Origin of the sequence: Arthrobacter sp. E44, assembly GCF_041877125.1 — a bacterium.
Taxonomy (GTDB): domain Bacteria; phylum Actinomycetota; class Actinomycetes; order Actinomycetales; family Micrococcaceae; genus Arthrobacter.
In genome coordinates, this window is record NZ_JBHDJA010000010.1 from 18,291 (window position 1) to 38,151 (window position 19,861).

18 protein-coding genes are annotated in these 19,861 nt (G+C 66.7%); 12 read left to right on the top strand and 6 right to left on the bottom strand.

The features are described from left to right. Positions 1 to 15: 15 nt before the first annotated feature. Complete coding sequence (locus ACETK3_RS10600; RefSeq protein ID WP_236800319.1) at positions 16 to 981, bottom strand: VOC family protein; 966 nt, start codon at positions 979 to 981, stop codon at positions 16 to 18. Between the two features lie 251 nt (positions 982 to 1,232). On the opposite strand from ACETK3_RS10600, the gene ACETK3_RS10605 reads away from it, so the two are divergent. Both ACETK3_RS10605 and ACETK3_RS10610 read left to right on the top strand, forming a co-directional pair. Then, on the top strand, positions 1,233 to 2,645 hold the full coding sequence (locus ACETK3_RS10605) for an aminomethyl transferase family protein (RefSeq protein WP_373992861.1): 1,413 nt from the start codon (positions 1,233 to 1,235) through the stop codon (positions 2,643 to 2,645). Then, positions 2,635 to 3,459: an NAD(P)-binding domain-containing protein gene (locus tag ACETK3_RS10610; RefSeq protein WP_236820860.1), complete on the top strand. Its 825-nt coding sequence runs from the start codon at positions 2,635 to 2,637 to the stop codon at positions 3,457 to 3,459. Before ACETK3_RS10605 ends, ACETK3_RS10610 begins: the two co-directional genes overlap by 11 nt. Before the next feature lie 29 nt (positions 3,460 to 3,488). Here ACETK3_RS10610 and ACETK3_RS10615 read toward each other — a convergent pair whose 3' ends face one another. The 4 genes from ACETK3_RS10615 to ACETK3_RS10630 all read right to left on the bottom strand — a co-directional run bounded on the left by ACETK3_RS10615 (position 3,489) and on the right by ACETK3_RS10630 (position 7,836). Then, complete coding sequence (locus tag ACETK3_RS10615; RefSeq protein ID WP_236800316.1) at positions 3,489 to 3,725, bottom strand: hypothetical protein; 237 nt, start codon at positions 3,723 to 3,725, stop codon at positions 3,489 to 3,491. Between the two features lie 105 nt (positions 3,726 to 3,830). After that, positions 3,831 to 5,081, bottom strand: coding sequence for a pyridoxal phosphate-dependent aminotransferase (locus ACETK3_RS10620; protein ID WP_373992862.1), 1,251 nt, complete (start codon positions 5,079 to 5,081; stop codon positions 3,831 to 3,833). A gap of 38 nt (positions 5,082 to 5,119) precedes the next feature. After that, on the bottom strand, positions 5,120 to 6,811 hold the full coding sequence (locus ACETK3_RS10625; RefSeq protein ID WP_373992863.1) for an alpha-amylase family protein: 1,692 nt from the start codon (positions 6,809 to 6,811) through the stop codon (positions 5,120 to 5,122). Next, the gene (locus ACETK3_RS10630) at positions 6,808 to 7,836 is read right to left on the bottom strand and encodes a TIGR03885 family FMN-dependent LLM class oxidoreductase (protein WP_306968273.1); all 1,029 of its coding nucleotides are present in this window, start codon (positions 7,834 to 7,836) and stop codon (positions 6,808 to 6,810) included. The genes ACETK3_RS10625 and ACETK3_RS10630 overlap by 4 nt, the downstream gene beginning before the upstream one ends. 165 nt (positions 7,837 to 8,001) lie before the next feature. Between ACETK3_RS10630 and ACETK3_RS10635 the strand changes: the two genes are divergently transcribed. Beyond that, complete coding sequence (locus ACETK3_RS10635; protein WP_236800312.1) at positions 8,002 to 8,925, top strand: AEC family transporter; 924 nt, start codon at positions 8,002 to 8,004, stop codon at positions 8,923 to 8,925. A 53-nt stretch (positions 8,926 to 8,978) separates the two neighbouring features. Then, the gene (locus ACETK3_RS10640) at positions 8,979 to 10,058 is read left to right on the top strand and encodes an ATP-dependent DNA ligase (protein WP_373992864.1); all 1,080 of its coding nucleotides are present in this window, start codon (positions 8,979 to 8,981) and stop codon (positions 10,056 to 10,058) included. Positions 10,059 to 10,223: 165 nt separating this feature from the next. Here the strand turns inward: ACETK3_RS10640 and ACETK3_RS10645 are convergent, their stop codons facing one another. Next, positions 10,224 to 11,543, bottom strand: a complete 1,320-nt coding sequence (locus ACETK3_RS10645; protein WP_236800310.1) for an MFS transporter — start codon at positions 11,541 to 11,543, stop codon at positions 10,224 to 10,226. A gap of 233 nt (positions 11,544 to 11,776) precedes the next feature. On the opposite strand from ACETK3_RS10645, the gene ACETK3_RS10650 reads away from it, so the two are divergent. From ACETK3_RS10650 to pcaC, 8 genes are all read left to right on the top strand, one after another. After that, the gene (locus tag ACETK3_RS10650; RefSeq protein ID WP_236820855.1) at positions 11,777 to 12,640 is read left to right on the top strand and encodes an IclR family transcriptional regulator; all 864 of its coding nucleotides are present in this window, start codon (positions 11,777 to 11,779) and stop codon (positions 12,638 to 12,640) included. Positions 12,641 to 12,793: 153 nt separating this feature from the next. Continuing rightward, on the top strand, positions 12,794 to 13,675 hold the full coding sequence (locus ACETK3_RS10655) for a shikimate dehydrogenase (protein WP_237429272.1): 882 nt from the start codon (positions 12,794 to 12,796) through the stop codon (positions 13,673 to 13,675). Beyond that, positions 13,675 to 15,567: a bifunctional sugar phosphate isomerase/epimerase/4-hydroxyphenylpyruvate dioxygenase family protein gene (locus ACETK3_RS10660; protein WP_373992865.1), complete on the top strand. Its 1,893-nt coding sequence runs from the start codon at positions 13,675 to 13,677 to the stop codon at positions 15,565 to 15,567. Before ACETK3_RS10655 ends, ACETK3_RS10660 begins: the two co-directional genes overlap by 1 nt. 39 nt (positions 15,568 to 15,606) lie before the next feature. Continuing rightward, a complete protein-coding gene (gene pcaH, locus ACETK3_RS10665; RefSeq protein WP_236800306.1) occupies positions 15,607 to 16,476 on the top strand; it encodes a protocatechuate 3,4-dioxygenase subunit beta in 870 nt (289 codons plus the stop codon). 2 nt (positions 16,477 to 16,478) lie between these two features. Next, a complete protein-coding gene (pcaG, locus tag ACETK3_RS10670; RefSeq protein WP_237429270.1) occupies positions 16,479 to 17,036 on the top strand; it encodes a protocatechuate 3,4-dioxygenase subunit alpha in 558 nt (185 codons plus the stop codon). Continuing rightward, on the top strand, positions 17,033 to 18,505 hold the full coding sequence (locus ACETK3_RS10675) for a lyase family protein (protein WP_373992866.1): 1,473 nt from the start codon (positions 17,033 to 17,035) through the stop codon (positions 18,503 to 18,505). Before pcaG ends, ACETK3_RS10675 begins: the two co-directional genes overlap by 4 nt. Next, positions 18,498 to 19,316, top strand: coding sequence for an alpha/beta fold hydrolase (locus ACETK3_RS10680; protein WP_373992867.1), 819 nt, complete (start codon positions 18,498 to 18,500; stop codon positions 19,314 to 19,316). The genes ACETK3_RS10675 and ACETK3_RS10680 overlap by 8 nt, the downstream gene beginning before the upstream one ends. After that, positions 19,313 to 19,795: a 4-carboxymuconolactone decarboxylase gene (gene pcaC, locus ACETK3_RS10685; RefSeq protein WP_236800302.1), complete on the top strand. Its 483-nt coding sequence runs from the start codon at positions 19,313 to 19,315 to the stop codon at positions 19,793 to 19,795. Before ACETK3_RS10680 ends, pcaC begins: the two co-directional genes overlap by 4 nt. Positions 19,796 to 19,861 lie beyond the last annotated feature (66 nt).

Genomic DNA, 19,861 nt, shown 5'->3' on the forward strand with positions numbered 1-19,861 from the left:
GATCTTTTAATTTTGTCACTGGCGGATGTTTGGCGTTCCGTGCGTATGGAACGTCTCGATGGTCTTCATGCCCCAGGCCTGGCCCTTTTTGCGCTCCTCCTGGCTCCACTCCACTACCGGTGAGTCCGGGTCCAGCAGCAGGCGGGCCCCGGCGTTGGCCAGTTCGATGCGGTTGCCGCCGGGTTCCCAGACGTAGAGGAAGAATGTCTGGTTGATGGCGTGCTTGTGCGGCCCGGATTCGATGTGGATGCCGTTTTCAAGGAAGATGTCCGCGGCCTTCAAAATGTCCTCGCGGGTATCGGGGGCGAACGCCACATGGTGGAGCCTGTTGCCGTGTTTCAGCCAGTCGTCGGAGTACACGATGTCGTAGGACTTGTTGTTGAAGTGGAACCACCAGGCCGCGTAGCCCCCGTCGTCGAGCCGGATGCGCTCACTCTCCCGCCCGCACAGCGCATGGGCCACGAACTCCCCGTTGGCCACCACGTCCTTCGCGAGGAAATTGATGTGGTCCAGCCGCCGCGCGTTGACGCCCCTGCCGGGGAAAGCCGAGGCTTGGTTCTTCAGCGCGGGTTTGTCGTCCGTTGCCACATACCGTTCGGTTTCGTAGTAGACGCCCATAAGGTGCCCGTCCGGGTCACGGAAGGAGTACGTGGGCCCGGTCCCCACCTCGCCTTCCTCCCAGCCGATGCCCAGGCCGGTGGCTTCAATCGCGGCGACCCTGCGCTGCAGCGCCTCCTGGCTGGTGGTCCGGAAGGTGGTGCGGCCGACGCCGGCATCCTCCGAGGCGGTGAGCTTCAGGGTGTAGAGCTGGTATTCGTCCCACGTCCTCAGATAGGCGGACTTCCTGCCGTCGCTGCTGGTCTCCGCAACGACGCGCATGGCGAGCAGGTCCCGGAAGAACCAGAGGCTTTCATCGAAGGCGGGGGTCAGCAGTTCGACGTTCCCCAGATGGGCAACGTCGAACGAGGTATACCCGGTCATGGAGCTTCCTCTCTAAGGGGGGGTGTTCCGGCGTTGAGGCGGGACGCGGGAAAATCTCGTGCCGTCCGATGCCATGGAGTGGGTCACCATAGTGCCTTACGGCCCACGGTCAGTCCTTTCCGGCGAACATTGCCAGAGAATCACGCTCTGGAACTTTGGTCAATACATCCCATACAATTTTGTTAGCAATCGCGCGCCAGCCCTTTCAGGGGTGCGTTTCGGCAGTGCCCACTGAACCGAAGGAGAAAGCCATGGCCCCGAAGTCCCTCCAGGAATTGCTTGATGCAGCAGGCAACACCGTTGATCTCCTGCGCAATTCCCAGCTCGGCACCTATATCTATCCGGTGGTGCCCGCAGAGTTCACCAACTGGCGCCGCGAGCAGCGTGCCTGGCGGGAGACAGCAGTCCTTTACGATCAGTCCCACCACATGGTCAACTTCTTCATGAACGGCCCCGACGCCCTGAAGCTTCTTTCTGACACTGGCATCAACAGCTTCGCCAATTTCCCGGTGAACACCGCCAAGCAGTTTGTACCGACGGCGTCCAACGGCGGTGTGATCGGTGACGGCATCCTGTTCCACCTGGCCGACCAGGAGTTCGTCTACGTGGGCCGGGCACCGGCGGCGAACTGGCTCCAGTTCCACGCCGAAACCGGCGGGTACCGCGTGGAATGCACCTACGATGACCGGTCGCCGTCCCGCCCCTACGGCCAGGCGGTCACCCGGAAGTACTTCCGCTTCCAGATCCAGGGTCCCAACGCCTGGCAGATCATCGAAAAGCTCAACGGCGGAACCCTTGAGCAAGTGAAGTTCTTCCACATGGGCCACTTGAACATCGCCGGGGAGCAGGTGCGCACCTTGCGCCATGGCATGGCCGGGGCCCCGGGGCTGGAAATCTGGGGACCCTACGAACAGCACGGCAAAATCCGGGATGCCGTACTCGAGGCGGGGGCTGAATTCGGAATCGAACCGTGCGGGTCCCGCGCCTACTCCTCGAACACGCTGGAATCGGGCTGGATCCCGTCGCCGCTGCCGGCGATCTACAGCAGTGACGCCGAACGGGCCTACCGTGAGTGGCTGCCGGCAACAAGCTACGAAGCGGTCAATGCGCTCGCCGGCTCGTTCGTCTCCAACGACATCGAAGACTATTACCTCACGCCCTGGGAGCTCGGCTACGGATCTTTCGTGAAATTCGACCACGACTTCATTGGCCGCGACGCCCTCCAGCAGATCGATCCAGCCAGGCAACGGAAAAAGGTGACCCTTGCCTGGAACGACGAGGACCTCGCCCGGATCTGGGCATCGTTCCTGGACCGTGACACCCCGGGCTACCAATTCTTCGACATCCCCAACGCCAACTACGGCTCGTCCAACTACGATTCCGTGGTGGACGCCGACGGCACGGGCGTCGGCCTCTCGCTCTTCACCGGGGTCACGGCCAACGAACGCCGCGGCCTTTCGCTGGCAACGGTTGATCCAAACGTAGAGCTGGGAACGGAAGTCAGGGTTATCTGGGGGGAGCCCGATGGCGGGTCCCGCAAGACAACGGTGGAGCCGCACGAACAGATCAGCGTCCGTGCCGTGGTCAGTCCCGCCCCTTATGCCGTCACTGCCAGGACCGAATACCACGGGGGCTGGCGAACCGCGGCCGCCGGTGCGCGGTAGCAGGCGGGGGACGGACGGTATCTGGATCGCCGTCCTGGGCCTCGGGGAAGCCGGAAGCATCTATGCGCAGGACCTTGCTGCCCGCGGGCTGAAGGTCACCGCGACAGACCCCGCCGTCGAGGCTGTCCCGCTGGGCGTCGTGCCCGCCGGCTCCATCAGCGAAGCGGTGACCGGTGCAGGCCTGGTGCTCAGCCTGGTGGGAGGACGTGCTGCGGAACATGTCCTCCAGGAGGCGCTGCCCGCCATGGAACCGGGGGCTCTCTTCGCGGACCTGAACACCTCCGGACCGGACCAAAAGCGGCGGCTCGCTGAACAGGCAGCCCGCAGGAACGTCCTTTTCGCGGACGTGGCCGTTCTGGCGCCTGTACCCCGCAGCCGGATCGATTCGCCCCTGCTGATAAGCGGCACGGGGGCGGATGCCCTGGCATCCCTCTTCGGCGGTTGGGGCATCCCGGCCACCACCGCAGGAATTGAAGCGGGGGCGGCAGCGGGCCTCAAGCTGCTCCGCAGCGTGTTCATGAAAGGGCTGGCGGCGGTCATCCTGGAGTCGGTCACTGCCGCCGAAGCGGCAGGCGCGAAAGAGTGGATGATCGGCCAGATCGCGGGAGAGCTGGGTCCCTCCGGTCCGGCGCTTGTGGCCCGGATGCTTGAAGGTACGGGCCTGCACGCTGTGCGACGGGAAGCGGAGATGTTGGATGTGCGGGCATTCCTCGAGTCGTTGGGAACCCCGCATCCGGTGACCGATGCCGCCATCGCGTGGCTGCAGTCGCTGGCGCATATGGACCAGGGGCGGATTGCGGACAGTCCTTCCTGACTACGTCCGCCTCCCGCCGCCCGGAAGTCCTAAGCCACCCGCCAGACGCTGCACTCGTCCGTATTGATCGCCTTGCGGAGGCCGGTGAGCCGGTCCAGGATCCAGACGACGCCGATGCCGGGGGCGGTTTCCTGGACGCTGCCGCGGCGGATCACCACGTCGTCGTAGGACGGCCCCACTGAGAGGCGGGCTTCAATTTCGTCACCGCGGTGGAGCTGGTCCAGGGCGCGGATTCTGGTTACATGCGGGGTCGCTTTCTTCAACATCGGGGCCTCCTGGCTGGAGCTGGTGCCGGCTCTTGCCTGCACTCACCAGTGTGGCCGTGCAATGTTGCGTACCGGTTTCCCCGCTGTTAGGGGCCGGTTAGTTCTTCACTCCGTCACTGTTTCAACTTCGAAGGCCGCCTCACGGTTGCGGTAGGCGGCAAGGAACGTGGAGATCCGGCGGACCGCTTCCTCGATCTCGCGCACCGAGGGAAGGATGACGAAGCGGAAGTGGTCCGGTGTGGGCCAATTGAAGGCCGAGCCGTGCGAGACCAGGATTTTCTGGTCCTTCAGAAGATCCAGGACAAACTGTTCGTCGCTGTCGATCGGGTAAAGCTCCGGGTCCAGGCGCGGGAACAGGTACATGGCACCCGACGCCGGCACGCACGTTACGCCTGGAATGGCAGTGAGGAGCTTGTGGGCCAGGTCCCGCTGCTCGCGCAGGCGGCCGCCCGGCTGCACCAGGGCCTCGATGCTTTGGTATCCGCCCAGGCAGGTCTGGATGGCGTGCTGCGCCGGGACGTTTGCGCACAGCCGCAGCGAGGCCAGCAGTTCCAGGCCCTCGCGGTAGGCGGCGGTGGCGGCCAGGGGCCCGGTGATGGCCACCCATCCCGCCCGGTAGCCGGGCATCCGGTAAGCCTTGGACAGGCCGCTGAAGGTCAGGCAGCAGACGTCTTCGGCCACGGCGGCGGTGTGGATGTGCTTGGCGTCTTCGTAGAGCACCTTCTCGTAGATCTCGTCGGAGAACAGGACCAGGTTGTGCTTCCGCGCCAGGGCCGCGAACTGCTCCAGGATGTGCCGCGGATAGACGGCCCCGGTGGGGTTGTTCGGGTTGATGATGACGATGCCCTTGGTGCGGCTGGTGATTTTTGCTTCCACCTCCGCCATGTCCGGCCACCAGTTCTCCGCCTCGTCGCAGAGGTAGTGCACGGGCTTGCCGCCGGTAAGGGTCACGGCAGCGGTCCAGAGGGGGTAGTCCGGTGCGGGGACCAGGATCTGGTCGCCGTTTTCCATGAATGCCTGCAGGCACATGGAGATCAGTTCGCTGACGCCGTTGCCGATCACGATGTCCTCGACGCCGATATTCATCAGGCCGCGGGTCTGGTAGTACTGCGAGATGGCCGTCCGCGCGGTGAAGATGCCCTTTGAGTCGCTGTAGCCCTGGGCGCCGCGCAGGTGGTGGATCATGTCCACCACCACGGACTCGGGCGCTTCCAGTCCGAACGGCGCGGTGTCCCCGAGGTTCATCTTCAGGATCCGGTGCCCTTCAGCCTCCATGTTCTTGGCTGCCTGGAGGATGGGTCCCCGGAGTTCGTACCGGACGTTCTGGAGTTTGCTGGAGTGCTGCATGGCGTGCATGGTTGATTTTTTCACAAACCACGACGGCGGACGGCCGGTTACGGCGCCAGCCGGTCACCTTTGCGGTGCACACGGAACCAGCGGCAGCCGTAGCGCCCCAGCTCCACCGTGAAGCCGCCGTCGGGCGCCAACCCGACGCTGTCGCCGTCGAACAGGTCCAGCAGCATGGCGTCCCGGAAGCCCCGGGGACCGTCATCCGGCTCCAGTCTCCCGCTGACCTTCACGGAATCTTCGCCGAAGTTGTGCAGCAGTACCAGCGTCCCGCCCTCGGAACTGCAGGTGTGGGCGAACACCGCGGGCTCACCCTGGTCGATGACCCCGAAGCTGCCCCAGCCCAGCTCGGCGGCCTCACGGTACCGCGCGATCAAGGTGGCCATGAAGTTAAACAGCGACTCCGGGTCCCGCTTGGCCGCGGCGGCGTTGACCCGGTCCGGACCGTACTCCCCGCGCACCAGGGGTGCCACCAGGTCCATTGTTTTGGCGCTTGAGAAGCCGCCGTTCTTCTCGTTGTTCCACTGCATGGGGGTACGGACGGCAGCGCGGCCCTTCTGCCGGAGGTCTTCGCCCATGCCGAGCTCCTCGCCGTAGAACAGCACCGGGGTACCGGGCAGGGAGAACATCAGGGAGTACACCATCCGCAGGCGGTCCGGGTCCCCGCCGAGCATTGGCGGCAGCCTCCGCCGCAGTCCGCGCCCGTAGATCTGCATGTTCTTCTCCGGCCCGAAAGCTGCAAAGACCTCCTGGCGCTCGCCCTCACTGAGCTTGTCCAGCGTGAGTTCGTCGTGGTTCCGGACGAACATGGCCCACTGGTTGTCCGGGTTGATTTGCGGCCGGCCCTTCAGCGTTTCCGCCAGGTGACGTGCATCCTGCCTGGCCAGGGACAGGTAGAGGTGCTGCATGGACAGGAAATCGAACTGCATGTTCAGCTCGTTGCCTTCCATTCCACCGAAGTACTCCAGCTGCTCCTTGTAGGACAGGTTCACCTCGCCCAGCAGCACCGCGCTGCCGTTGCGCCGGTTCAGGAAGCTGCGCAGTGCCCTGAGGTAGCCGTGCGGGTTGATCCTGGCTGCCTGGTCCTTGGGCTCGCCCCTGGTCTCCAGGAAGAACGGCACGGCGTCCAGCCGGAACCCGTCCAGTCCCAGTTCCAGCCACAGTCCCATGGCCTTGGCGATCTGGTCCCGGACCTGCGGATTGGTGACGTTCAGGTCCGGCTGGTACTTGGCGAACATGTGGAGGTACCACTCGCCCGTGGCCTCGTCCCGGGTCCACAGCGAGTTCTCCTCCCCGGGAAACACCACCTCGGCGGAGGTGTCAGGGGGTGTGTCCTTCCGCCAGACGTAGAAATCGCGGTACGGGTTGTCCGTGGACTTCCTGGCCTCCACGAACCACGGATGCTGGCTGGAGGTGTGGTTCACCACGAAGTCCGCGATCACCCGCATCCCCCGGTCCTTTGCGGCGCGGATGAATTCCACCAGGTCGCCCAGCGTGCCCAGCCGCGGGTCCACATTGAAGAAATCCGTCACGTCGTAGCCGTCGTCGCGGTCGGGGGACGGGTAGAACGGCATCAACCAAATGCAGGTCACGCCCAGGGCAGCCAGGTAGTCAACCCGCTGGGTGAGGCCGGCGAAGTCCCCCGTGCCGTCGCCGTCGTCGTCATGGAACGTCTCCACGTCCAGGCAGTAGATGACGGCGTTCTTCCACCAAAGGTCGGAGGTCTCGGCGATCCTCATGCGGAAGCGTCCGACGCCGGTTTGCCGGCTGCCGCGGCCAGTTGCGGTTCGGCGGGGGTGCCTGCGGGGGTGCGCAGTTGGGGGAGCACCTCCGCGGCGAAGGCGTCGATGAAGGCTGCCTGCTCCTGCCCCACGAAGTGCAGGTACAGCTCGTCGAAGCCAAGGTCCGCGTACCCGGCCAGCCACTCCACGTGCTGCTGAAGATCCGCGGAGACATTGACGGCGCTGCGGACCTGATCTTCGGGCACATGCGCCCCCGCGGTGTCGAAGTGCCGGGCGGTGGGCAGGTCCCAGGGGATGGGCGGGGCGAAGGTGTTGGTCCGCCACTGGTCCAGGGCAATGGCCGCGGCTTCCTTGTCCGTGCCCGCCCACGACAGGTGGACCTGCAGTACCGCCTTTCCCTTGCCGCCGTTGTCCCGGTAGGCGGACAGCATGTCCCGGAGCTTTGGCGCCGGCTGGTTTATGGTGACCAGGCCGTCCGCCCAGGTGGCCGCGCGGTGTGCCGTTTCCACGCTGACGGCGGGTGCGATGAGCGGCGGCGGTGTGTCCGGAACGTCCCAGATCCGCGCCTGCTCCACCGTGACCAAGCCCCGGTGGGTCACCTCCCCGCCGCGGTGCAGGCGGCGGATTACGTCCACGCATTCCTCCAGCCGGCGCTGCCTGATGTCCTTGGCGGGCCACGCGTCCCCAGTGATGTGTTCGTTCATGTTCTCGCCACTGCCTGGGGCGAACCAGAACCTGCCGGGGAACATGCTGGCCAGCGTCGCCGTGGCATGGGCGGTGATGGCCGGGTGGTAACGCTGACCCGGCGCGGTCACCACCCCGAACCGCAGGCTGGTGGTGGCAAGCGCCGCGCCCAGCCAGGACCACGCGAAGCCGGCGTGCCCCTGCCGTTGGGACCATGGTTCGATATGGTCTGAACACATGGCCGCGTCGAAGCCTGCGCGCTCTGCGTGCTGGACGTCCTTGAGCAGCTGGCCGGGGCTGATCTGTTCGTGCGAAGCGTGGAAGCCGACGGTAACCATCGTTAACCTGTACCGCCCCGGAAGCGCCGTGTCGAGGGGCCGGCGGCACGGCGGTGGGCCATTCTGTGGACGCTTCTGGCGCAGCGCTCCTTATTCGATAAGTTTGGGACTTGTAGTACTGCCTTCCTGCGGTGGTGCATGGTGGAAGCGGAAGGAAGTACCCACGTGGGCGGTGTGCTCATCGGACTGGCGGTGATCGGCGTGGTCATCGCCGTCGGCTATATCGCCGCGCGCTGCGGGCTGGGGGATGAGCCCACCATTTCGGCGCTGACGCGGACCGCCTTCTTCATCACCAACCCGGTGCTCCTCTTCACGGTGGTACTGAAATCGGATTTGTCAGTGGTCTTTTCCGCCTACGTTCCGCTTGCCATCATCACTGCAGGGGTAACGGCACTGCTCTATGTCGCCGCCAGCCGCATCTGGTTCCGGCGGCCGGCGGCCGAAACAGCCCTTGGCGCCATGGCCGGGTCCTACGTCAACGCCAACAACATCGGCATCCCCATCACCCTCTACGCCCTGGGTGACGCCACCCCGGTCGCCCCGGTCCTGCTGGTCCAGCTGCTCCTGTTCGCCCCGCTGGTACTAACCCTGCTGGACCTTTCGGCGGCCGGCCGGTTCTCGCCCCGGCTGATGCTGACCCAGCCCTTCCGCAACCCCATGATCATCGCCTCGCTGCTGGGCGTGGTCCTGGCCGCATTCCATGTGCAGCTGCCGGAACCTGTGATGGCACCGCTGACCCTGCTGGGCGGCGCCGCCGTCCCTGTGGTGCTCCTGGCGTTCGGCATGTCGCTGCGCGGGACCAGGATGCTTCGGAGCGGCGGCCACACGGCCGAGATCCTCACTGCCACGGCACTCAAGTCCGCGGTGATGCCGGCGGTGGCGTTCGTCGTCGGACGCTTCCTGTTCAACCTGGACCACCGGATGCTCCTGGGCGTGGTGCTCATGGCGGCACTTCCCTCGGCCCAAAACGTCTTCCTGTTCGCCAGCAAGTACGGACGCGGGGTGGCTGTCGCCCGGGAAACCATCCTGCTTTCCACCGCGGCCGCAGCACCGGTGCTGGTGCTGATCGTCTGGCTGCTGGCGGGCTGACGCCGGGCGTGCCGCCCTACCGCCAAGCGGGCCGGCCGGGCAAGAATGGGCACATGGAACTTCCCGTGATGCCGCCCGTCCCGCCCATGCTCGCCAAGGCCGTCAGCGGCATTCCAGGCAGCGGGGACCTCAGCTATGAGCCCAAATGGGACGGCTTCCGCTCAATCATCTTCCGCGATGGTGACGACCTTGAGATCGGCAGCCGCAACGAAAAACCCATGACCCGCTACTTCCCGGAACTCGTCGCCGCGCTCAAGGAGAACCTGCCGCCGCGGTGCGTGGTGGACGGCGAGATCATCCTGGTGGGGACTTCGGGCGACCGCCTTGATTTCGACGCCCTGCAGCAGCGGATCCATCCCGCCGCCAGCCGCGTGAAGCTGCTGGCACAGCAGACACCCGCCTCCTTCGTGGCCTTCGACCTCCTTGCCCTCGATGATGACGACTACACCGGCAGGCCCTTTTCCGAGCGGCGGGCGGCGCTGGAGAAAGCCCTCGCGGCCAGCAAGGCACCCGTCCACCTGACAGCCGCAACCACGGACAGGGACACGGCCGCGCAGTGGTTCGAGCAGTTCGAGGGGGCCGGGCTGGACGGCATCGTCGCCAAACGACTGGACGGCAGGTATGAGCCGGACAAGCGGGTGATGTTCAAGGTCAAGCACGAGCGCACCGCGGACTGCGTGGTGGCCGGCTACCGGCTCCACAAGAGTGGCCCGAACGCCATCGGTTCCCTGCTGCTGGGCCTGTACAAGGACGACGGCGGCCTGGCCAGTGTGGGGGTGATCGGCGCCTTCCCCATGAAGAAGCGGCAGGAATTGTTCGAACAGCTCCAGCCGCTGGTCACCGACTTCGAGGGCCACCCCTGGGCGTGGGGCAAGCAGGAGGAGGGCGAGCGGACGCCGCGGAACGCCGAAGGCAGCAGGTGGAGCGCCGGGAAGGACCTCTCCTTCGTTCCGCTTCGGCCCGAACTGGTGGTGGAGGTCCGCTACGACCACATGGAGGGCGACCGTTTCCGCCACACGGCGCAGTTCAACCGCTGGCGGCCGGACCGGGACCCGGAATCCTGCACGTATGAGCAACTGGAGGAGCCGGTGAACTTTGACCTAGCCTCGGTGCTGGAGACCGGCCGGGGGTAGCGGCCCCCTGCCGGGCACCCGGGCGGGCTCCGTCGTCGTGCATTCCTGCCCGGTTACCGGTGTCCAGCCTGTTGCGGCGCCACGGAAAAGCCCGCCGCCCCTGGGTTTTCCAGGAGGCGGCGGGCTTTCTGCGTTAAGTAACCGGGCAGGAACGCGCGCGGGCGCCTACTTCAGGCCGAGCTGCTTGGTGGGTGTCCGGAAGGACTCCTTGGCGGTCAGCGCTGACACTGCGGCGATGGCGCAGATGATGGCCGTGAAGATGGTGATCTGCACCCAGCCGCCGGCCTTGATGCCGCCCATGGCAGCCACGATGGCCGGCGCGAACCCTGCCATCAGGAAGCCCAGCTGGGTGCCGATGGCCAGACCAGAGAAGCGGACCTTGGTGCTGAACATCTCGGCGTAGAAGGACGGCCATACGGCGTTGGCGGCCGCGTAGCCACCGGAGAAGTAGCCGATGGCGGCCAGGAACATCAGCGGGACGCTGCCGGACTCCAGGCTGAGCAGGAACACGGGGGTCAGGAGCGCGCTGGCCACGGCGCCGTAGATGAAGACGGGCTTGCGGCCGATCTTGTCAGCGAGCATTCCGAACAGCGGCTGGGTGCCCAGGGCCACGATGTTGGCGGCCACCACCAGCCACAGGGTGGTGGTCCCGTCAACGCCGGCCACGGTCTTGGCATAGCTGATGGCCAGGGTGCCGAACACGGTGGAGACGGCGGCGATGAAGGCGCAGCAGATCACGCGGAGGACGTCGCGCCAGTGGCCCTTGAGCAGGTCAGCGACCGGGAGCTTGGCGATCTGCGCGGTCTTCCGGGCCTCTTCGAAGGCGGGCGGCTCGTGGAGCGTGCGGCGGATGAGGAATGCCACCACAACCACCGCGGCGCTCAGCCAGAACGGGATGCGCCAGCCGATGCCGAATTTGATCTCATCCGGCAGGGCCAGGACGGGAATGAACACCAGGGCGGCGAGGATCTGGCCGCCCTGCGTTCCCGTGAGCGTCCAGGAGGTGAAGAAGGAGCGGCGGTTGTCCGGGGCGTGCTCAAGGGTCATGGAGGAGGCGCCGGCCTGCTCACCGGCGGCGGAGAGGCCCTGGCACAGCCGGGCCAGCACCAGCAGGGCCGGAGCCCACCAGCCCACAGTCCGGAAGTCCGGGAGGCAGCCGATGACGAAGGTGGACGCACCCATGAGCACCAACGTGAACATCAGGACCTTCTGGCGGCCCACCCGGTCACCGAAGTGGCCCAGGATGATGGCGCCGACGGGGCGCGCCACGTAGGCGAAGCCGAAGGTGGCGAAGGACATGATGGCGGCGTTGGCATCGGCACTGGGGAAGAAGACCGTGGGGAAAATCAGCGCCGCGGCGGAGCCGAAGATAAAGAAGTCGTAGTACTCGACGGCGCTGCCGAGGAAGCTGGCGAGGGCGGCCTTCCTGGGCGTCCCGGCATGCGTGAGGGCACCCGCCTCTGCGGACGGAAGTGTCTTGCTCATGGTGTTCCTTTGGTGTGACGACATTGTCGCGGATGGATCTGGTGGTCGCAGCCGCCGCTGCCTTGGTGCGGGCGGGGCGCGATGCGGCTGGAGTCCGGAAAAGACCCGGCATAAATAGCCACATGGTGGGAGCTACTTGTGCGATACAGAAACTATGACTGTGAGGGCTGTCACCTGTCAAGAAAAATAATCACCATCTAGAAGCAGCTCTCACATTGTGGCAACATGGAGCCATGAGTGTGAACCAAACCACAGCGATCAACGACGACTCCGCTGTAGCCGCCCCTACTGCGGAACCTGTCAACGCCATGCCTCCGGAGGGAAGGGTTGCTGCCCGTCCCGCCGACCGCACAGACATGGTGGGCAAGGCCCTTGGCCTGCTCGTCCTGCTGGGCGAGGAACCGCGGGGCGCCACCGCCGCAGACATCTCCCGCCGGGCGGAACTTCCGTTCAGCACCACCTACCGCCTGCTCGGCTCCCTGACCCGCGACGGTTTCGTGGACTACGAGCCGGACGGCCGCCGCTACCACCTGGGCCTGCGGATCTTCCAGCTGGGGCAGCGGGTCTCCAACCACCACGGCTTTGCCGGCACTGCCATGCCGGTCCTCCGCCGGGTGACGGCCGAAACCGGCGAAGCGACCATCCTGAGTGTCCGCGACGGCCTGCATCACCTGACCGTGAGCAAGGTGGACGGCCCGCAGACTTTCCGGGTGACCAGCGACCCCGGCCACTTGGGCTCCCTGTCCGCCACCGCCGTCGGCAAAGCTCTTGTGGCGTTCGCCGAGGACGCCGAACGGGAAAAACTGCTGGACGAACTGCCGCTGGAAGCGCTCACCGGGAAGTCCATCACCGACCGCGACGCCTTCCGGGCGGAAATCGACAAGGTCCGCAGGCAGGGCTACGCCGTGATGGATGAGGAAAACGAGGCCGGCATGCGGGCCGTGGCTGTCCCGCTGCTCAACAGCCAGGGACATGCCTTTGCCTCCCTGGCCACCGCCGTGCCCGTCTTCCGACTGGGCCTGGATGAGCTGGTTGCCCATGTACCCCTGCTGCAGGAGGCGGCTGCGGAGCTCGCAGCACGGCTTCCGCAGCGCTAGCGGGCTGCTTCATTACGCCCTCTTGACCCGCCGATGTTCGTATCTAGAACAATGGTGCGATAAGTGAACATTTGGTGTACCGTAATCGCTATCACCCCGCAGCGCGGCCCAAGTTCCGCTGCTGCCCGGTGCCGTACCAAAGGAGCTGCACGCATGAGCAATCGAACTGAGTCCTACCTGGTGGGACTGGTTGGTGATGGTGTGATGCCATCGCTCACGCCGCCCATGCATGAACGGGAAGGTGATGTGCAGGGCCTGCGCTACCTCTACCGGCCCATTGACCTGCTTGAACTGGGGCTCACCGGGGAATCCGTGGGTGACATCCTGAACTGCGCCCGCACCCTGGGCTTCAACGGCCTGAACATCACCCACCCCTGCAAGCAGCTGGTCCTGCAGCACCTGGACGAGGTGAGCCCCGACGCCCGCCGCCTGGGCGCCGTCAACACCGTGGTGATCCGGGACGGCAGGTTCATCGGCCACAACACCGATTTCTCCGGTTTCGCCGCGGCGCTCGCCGCCGGACTTCCCGCCGCCAGCCTGGACCGTGTGGTGCAGCTTGGTGCCGGCGGCGCCGGATCGGCCGTGGCCTACGCCCTGCTAACCGCAGGCGTGCGGACGCTGGACCTGGTGGACATGGACCCCGCCCGGGCCGCCGCACGGGCTGCCGAGCTGCAGGCCTTTTTCCCGGACAGCACCGTCACGGCAGGCACGACGGCGGAGCTGCCGCAGCTCATGCCCCTGGCCGACGGTTTGGTGCACTGCACCCCGGTGGGCATGGCCGCCCACCCCGGCGTCCCGCTGGACCTGGACCTGCTGGAGCCCCGGCACTGGGTGGCGGACATCGTCTACCGCCCCATCGACACCGAACTGGTCCGCGGCGCCCGCGCCAAGGGCTGCGAGGTGCTGGACGGTGGCCGCATGGCGGTAGGCCAGGCCGCCGACGCCTTCCGGATCTTCACCGGGCTGGAGGCGGATCCGGACCGGATGCGCTCACACTTCCTGGAACTCGTGGCCGCCGAGGAGGTGGCCGCCTGATGCGCACCGGAATCGCCACCGTCTGCCTCTCCGGCACCCTGAAGGAAAAGATTAAGGCCTGCGCCATCGCCGGCTTCGACGGGATCGAGATCTTTGAACAGGACCTGGTCACGTCCCCGCTCAGCCCCGAGGACGTGCGGAAGATGGCGGCGGACCTGGGCCTTGGCCTGGACCTGTACCAGCCGTTCAGGGACTTCGACGGCGTCTCGCCGGACCTGCTCAAGGCCAACCTCCGGCGGGCCGAGGCCAAGTTCAAGCTCATGGCGCGCCTTGGCATGGACACGATCCTTGTCTGCTCCAACGTCGCCACCGCCACCATCGACGACGATGCCGTCCGCGCCGAACAGCTGGCGCAGCTTGCCAACCTCGCCGGGGACCACGGCGTCAAGGTGGCCTACGAGGCACTGGCCTGGGGTAAGTACGTCAACGACTACGAGCACGCCTACCGCCTGGTGGAGATGGTGGACCACCCCAACCTGGGCACCTGCCTGGACTCGTTCCACATCCTGAGCCGGGACTGGGAGACCTTCCACATCGAGGCCTTTGACCCGGAAAAGATCTTCTTTGTCCAGGTGGCGGATGCCCCCAAGCTCTCCATGGATGTCCTCTCCTGGAGCCGCCACTACCGCGTATTCCCCGGCGAGGGGCAGTTCGAGCTGGCCAAGTTCATGGGCCACGTGGTCCGGGCAGGCTACTCCGGTCCCGTCTCCCTCGAGGTCTTCAACGATGTCTTCCGCCAGTCCGACGTTGAGCGTACGGCCGTGGACGCCATGCGCTCGCTCATCTGGCTGGAGGAGCAGAGCGCCAAGTGGCTGGCCGGTACCCCAGCCGAAGGTGCGGCGGAGAACAGCGGCGTGGTCCGCCGTCGTTATCCCATGGAACTGGCCACGCTGCCCAAGGTGAACGAGCCCGCCGGCTTCAACTTTGCCGAGGTGAAGGCGGACGATACCGCGCAGCTGGAGAAGTTGCTGGGCCAGCTGGGTTTTGCGTTCGAGGGCCGGCACCGCACCAAGGACGTCCAGCTGTGGACCATGGGCCAGGCGCGGGTGATCATCAACGAGCAGGCCGCGCAGCACGCGGAACCGGCCATCGCCGCGCTGGGGTTCGACGTCGATTCCCCCGTGATTGCCTCCGCCCGGGCCCAGCAGCTCAAGGCGCCCGTGGTGGCCCGCAAGGTGCAGGCGGACGAGGAAGTGTTCCAGGGTATCTCCGCGCCGGACTCCACCGAGATCTTCCTCTGCCAGGGCAGTCCGGACGGCACCGCAGCGTGGACGCATGAGTTCGGGGAAGGGCTCGAACACCCATCAGCCGGGTCCAGTGCCGTGATCGACCACGTCAACCTTGCCCAGCCCTGGCAGCACTTTGATGAGGCCGTCCTCTTCTACACCAGTGCCCTGGCCCTGGAGCCCCAGCCCTTCGCCGAGGTGCCCAGCCCCAGCGGCCTGGTGCGCTCACAGGTGATGCAGACCTCCGACGGCGCGGTGCGGCTGGTGCTGAACCTGGCCCCCATCCAGCAGGCACGGAACGAAGCCCGCAAGACCTACCAGGAACACATCGCCTTCGCCGTGGACGACCTCGTGGCAACCGCCCGCTCCGCCCGCGACCGCGGCCTTGAATTCCTGGAGATCCCGGCCAACTACTACGAGGACCTGGACGCCCGGTTCGACCTCGAGCCGGACTTCCTGGCCACCCTGCAGGAGCTCAACCTGCTGTTCGACCGGGACGCTGACGGAGAATTCCTGCACTTCTACACCGCCACGGTGGGCAGCGTGTTCTTCGAAATGGTGGAACGCCGCGGCAACTACGACGGCTACGGCGCCCCCAACGCGCCGGTGCGCCACGCGGTCCAGTACGACTCGCTGCACCGCAGCACGCCACACCGCACCACTTAGACCAGAGCAGGAAACGAACAAAACAGAAAGGAGCCAGCCGTGCCGGAAAACATCACCGAGGAGCTGGAGTCGGAGGAACTCGTGCCCCCGGCCGAACCCAAGGCCGCCCACCAGCTGGACAAGGCCATCGAATCGCAGGCAGACCTCAGTGCAGAGATCACCGCCATCGGCGAGGCCTACCAGCGGGCCCTCAAGGACGGCGCCCAGCAGGAAACGCAGCCGCGGCTGGACTACCCGCCCTACCGCAGCAGCATCCTGCGCCACCCCACCAAGAGCCTGCAGCATGCGGACCCGGAGACCATCGAGCTGTTCTCGCCGGCGTTCGGGCACCAGGACGTGCACGCGCTGGAGTCGGACCTCACCATCCAGCACAACGGCGAACCGCTGGGTGAGCGGATCATCGTGTCCGGCAAGGTCCTGGACGGCGACGGCCGCCCCGTGGCGGGCCAGCTCGTGGAGATCTGGCAGGCCAACTCCTCCGGCCGCTACATCCACAAGCGCGACCAGCATCCGGCCCCCATTGATCCCAACTTCACCGGCATCGGCCGCTGCATCACCGGCCCCGACGGTTCCTACCGGTTCATCACCATCAAGCCCGGTGCGTACCCGTGGAAGAACCACCTGAACGCGTGGCGGCCGGCGCACATCCATTTCTCGTTGTTCGGCAGCGAGTTTACCCAGCGGATCATCACCCAGATGTACTTCCCGGGTGACCAGCTCTTCCCGCTGGACCCGATCTACCAGACCATCGTGGACCAGGACGCCCGCGACCGCCTGGTGGCCACCTACGACCACAGCCTCACCGAGCCGGAGTGGGCGCTGGGGTACAACTGGGACATTGTCCTGACCGGCCCCAAGCGGACCTGGACCGAGAATGAAGCATTCGGCACCGAAGGCGACGAGGAGTAGACATGAGCACCAAACTGGTACCCACCCCCGGGCAGACCGTGGGACCGTTCTACGGCTACGCCCTCCCGTTCGAGAAGGATAACGAGCTGCTCCCTCCCGGGTTCCCGGGCTCCATCCGCCTGCAGGGTACGGTCTACGACGGCGCCGGCCACACCATCCCGGACGCCATCCTTGAGATCTGGCAGCCGGATGCCGACGGCAAAATCGTCCAGCGCACCGGCTCCCTGGTCCGCGACGGCTACACCTTCACCGGCTGGGGACGCGGCGCCGTGGGCAACTCCGGCGTGTTCACATTCACCACCGTCAACCCCGGCCCCACCAAGCCGGGTGCAGCGCCCTTTATTTCCGTGGCGCTCTTTGCCCGTGGCCTCACCAACCGGCTGTTCACCCGCATCTACCTGCCGGAGGACACCGAGGCCCTGGCCAACGACCCCCTGCTGAGCTCCCTGGACCCGGAGCGCCGCAAGACGCTCATCGCACGCCGGGACGCCGACGGGGGCCTCACCTGGGACATCCGTCTCCAAGGTGAGGACGAGACGGTCTTCCTGGACTTCCAGTGACCCACGCCGGCGCCTTGGGAGACTTGCGCGCCTTCGCAGAAGAGGCCGACGCCGGCCTGCTCAGTCCCGTCTCAGCCTCACCTTTGGTGGCGGCGCTGACGGGGGACCGGGCAGTGCTGGCGGCCATCCTCGCCGTCGAGTCCGGCTGGGCAGCCGTGCTGCAACGGGCCGGCCTGGCACCCGCCGGTTCGGCCGCCGTCGTCGCTTCCGCCGCAGAGGCGGGGCGCTACGACCTGGCCGGTATCGCGCTGCGCGCCCAGGGCGGCGGCAACCCGGTGATTCCCCTCCTGGCCGATCTCCGGAAAAACGTGGCGGCCCTGGACATCGCCGGCGTGGGAGCCGGAAAGGCCGTGCACACGTCCCTGACCAGCCAGGACGTGCTCGACACCGCACTCATGCTGCTGGCCCGCAACACCGTCCACGCCGTGCTGGCAGACATAAGGGGTACGACGACGGCACTCGCCGCCCTGGCCGGCCAGCATGCGGACACACTGTGCGTGGGCAGGAGCCTGACCCAGCATTCCCTTCCCTTCACCTTTGGGCTGCGGGCGGCGCAATGGTTCCAGGGCGTCGCCGCCGCGGGCCGCCAGCTGGAGGCACTGGAGTTCCCGGTCCAATTCGGCGGGGCTGCTGGAACGCTCGCTGCGGGCACCGTGCTGACGGAGGGCTCCTCCGCCACCCCGTTCAGCCTGGCGGACAGCCTGGCTGCCCAGCTGGGCCTGGCCCCGGCGGCCGCTCCCTGGCACACCAACAGGCTGGCCATCACGTCCCTGGGCCATGCACTGGCTTCCGTGCTGGACGCCTTTGGCAAAATCGCCGCGGACGTACTGTTCCTCAGCCGGCCCGAGGTGGCAGAACTCGCCGAACCGCGCGCTGCCGGCCGCGGCGTCTCCTCCGCCATGCCCCAGAAACAGAACCCCGTGCTGTCCGTCCTGGTCCGCAGCGCCGCACTGCAGGCACCGCAGCTGGCAGCGCAGCTGCACGTGGCCGCCGCCAACTTCAACGATGAGCGCCCGGACGGTGCCTGGCATGCGGAGTGGCCGGCTCTCCGGCAGCTGCTGGCCCTCGCCCTCGGGGCCGCCGGGCACCTCCGCGAACTCGCCGAGGGGCTGCGGCTATTCCCGGACGCCATGCGCCGCAACCTTGACCTTGCCGGGCCGCTGCTGCTGGCCGAGGGCGTCAGCGCAGCGGTGGCACCGCTGCTCGAGGAGAAGGACGGCCGCAGCGGCAAGCAGCAACTGCAGGACGTGGTGGACCAGACGCTGCAGGCGCCCCCCGCTGAGCAGGGGGCCGCGTACCGGAAGCTGCTCCGTGAAGCTGTCCCCACCGCCGTCGTCGCCGACGCACGGCTGGAGGAACTCCTGGATCCGGCCAGCTACCTGGGCCAGGCGGCGGAGATCGCGCGCCGCATCCTGGCCACCTTCCCCGACTTTGTTTCCCCCGACGCGAATGGAGCTTCCCGTGGCTAGACCGGCTTTGAAGGCAGCGCTGCTGTCCCCCCAGCGCCCCCTTGGCGACCACCCCCTGCTGGTGGCGGGCCCGTCCCTGGGCACGTCCACGATCCTGTGGAACAGGGTGGCGTCCCTGCTTGGCAACGACTACGACGTAGTGGCCTGGGACCTTCCGGGCCACGGCGTCTCGCCCGCCGCCACCGAAACCTTTGGCGTCGCGGACCTTGCAGACGCCGTGGTGGATCTGGTCGACTCCATCGCTCCCGGTGAAAATTTCCACTACGCCGGCGTTTCCCTGGGCGGGGCCACCGGCCTGCAGTTGGGCATCAAGCACGGGGAGCGGCTCAAGAGCCTGTCCGTGCAAAACAGTGGTGCCAAGATCGGCACGCCGGAGGGTTGGCTGGAGCGCGCCGAAACGGTCCGCACCCAGGGCACGCCGGTGATGATCCAGGGCTCCGCGCAACGCTGGTTCGCGCCGGGCTTCATGGACCGCGAACCCGAGTTCAGCAGCCGGCTCCTGCACGCCCTGCGCGACGCCGACCGCTTCAGCTACGCCTTCTGCTGTGAAGCCCTGGCCGCCTTTGACGTCCGGAACGAGCTCGGCAGCATCACCGTTCCGACCCAGGTCATCGCCGGCGCGCTGGACGGCGTGGCCACGCCCGCCATGGCGGAGGAAGTGGCCTCGGGAATCACTGCCGGCGGCGGCACCGCCACCGCCGTGACAATCGAGGGCATCTCCCACCTGGCGCCCGCCGAGGCGCCCGCGCACGTGGCGGACCTCATGCGCAGCCTGATCAGCTGGGCCGAATCCCGGGCGGCAGCCAAGTGAGCGGCGCCGAACGTCCGGGCCTGGAGCGTCACGGTGTGGTCCAGCCAGGCGCCACCAGCCAGGAGATTTACGACGGCGGCATGGCAGTCCGGCGCGAAGTCCTGGGCGACGCGCACGTGGACCGGGCCAACGCCAACAAGGATGAGTTCACCGAGGACTTCCAGGACATGATCACCCGCATTGCCTGGGGTGGCATCTGGACCCGTCCGGGGCTCCCGCGCCAGATGCGCTCGGCCGTGACCATCACCGCCATGGTGGCGCACGGGCACTGGGAGGAACTGGCCATGCATATCCGCGCCGCCCTCCACAACGGCCTGAGCCGGGACGAGATCAAGGAAATCCTGCTCCAGACCGCCATCTACTGCGGCGTCCCCTCCGCCAATACTGCCTTCAAGACCGCCCAGCAGGTCTTTCGCGAGATCGACACCACGCATGAAGAACCTGCGGTCCCCGACACCAACCCCACCCCTCCCAACTAGCTCGCAGCAGTTGTCGTTTTGGACCCCCAAAACGACAACAAGTGCCAGTCAGTTGGGCCCAGAGAA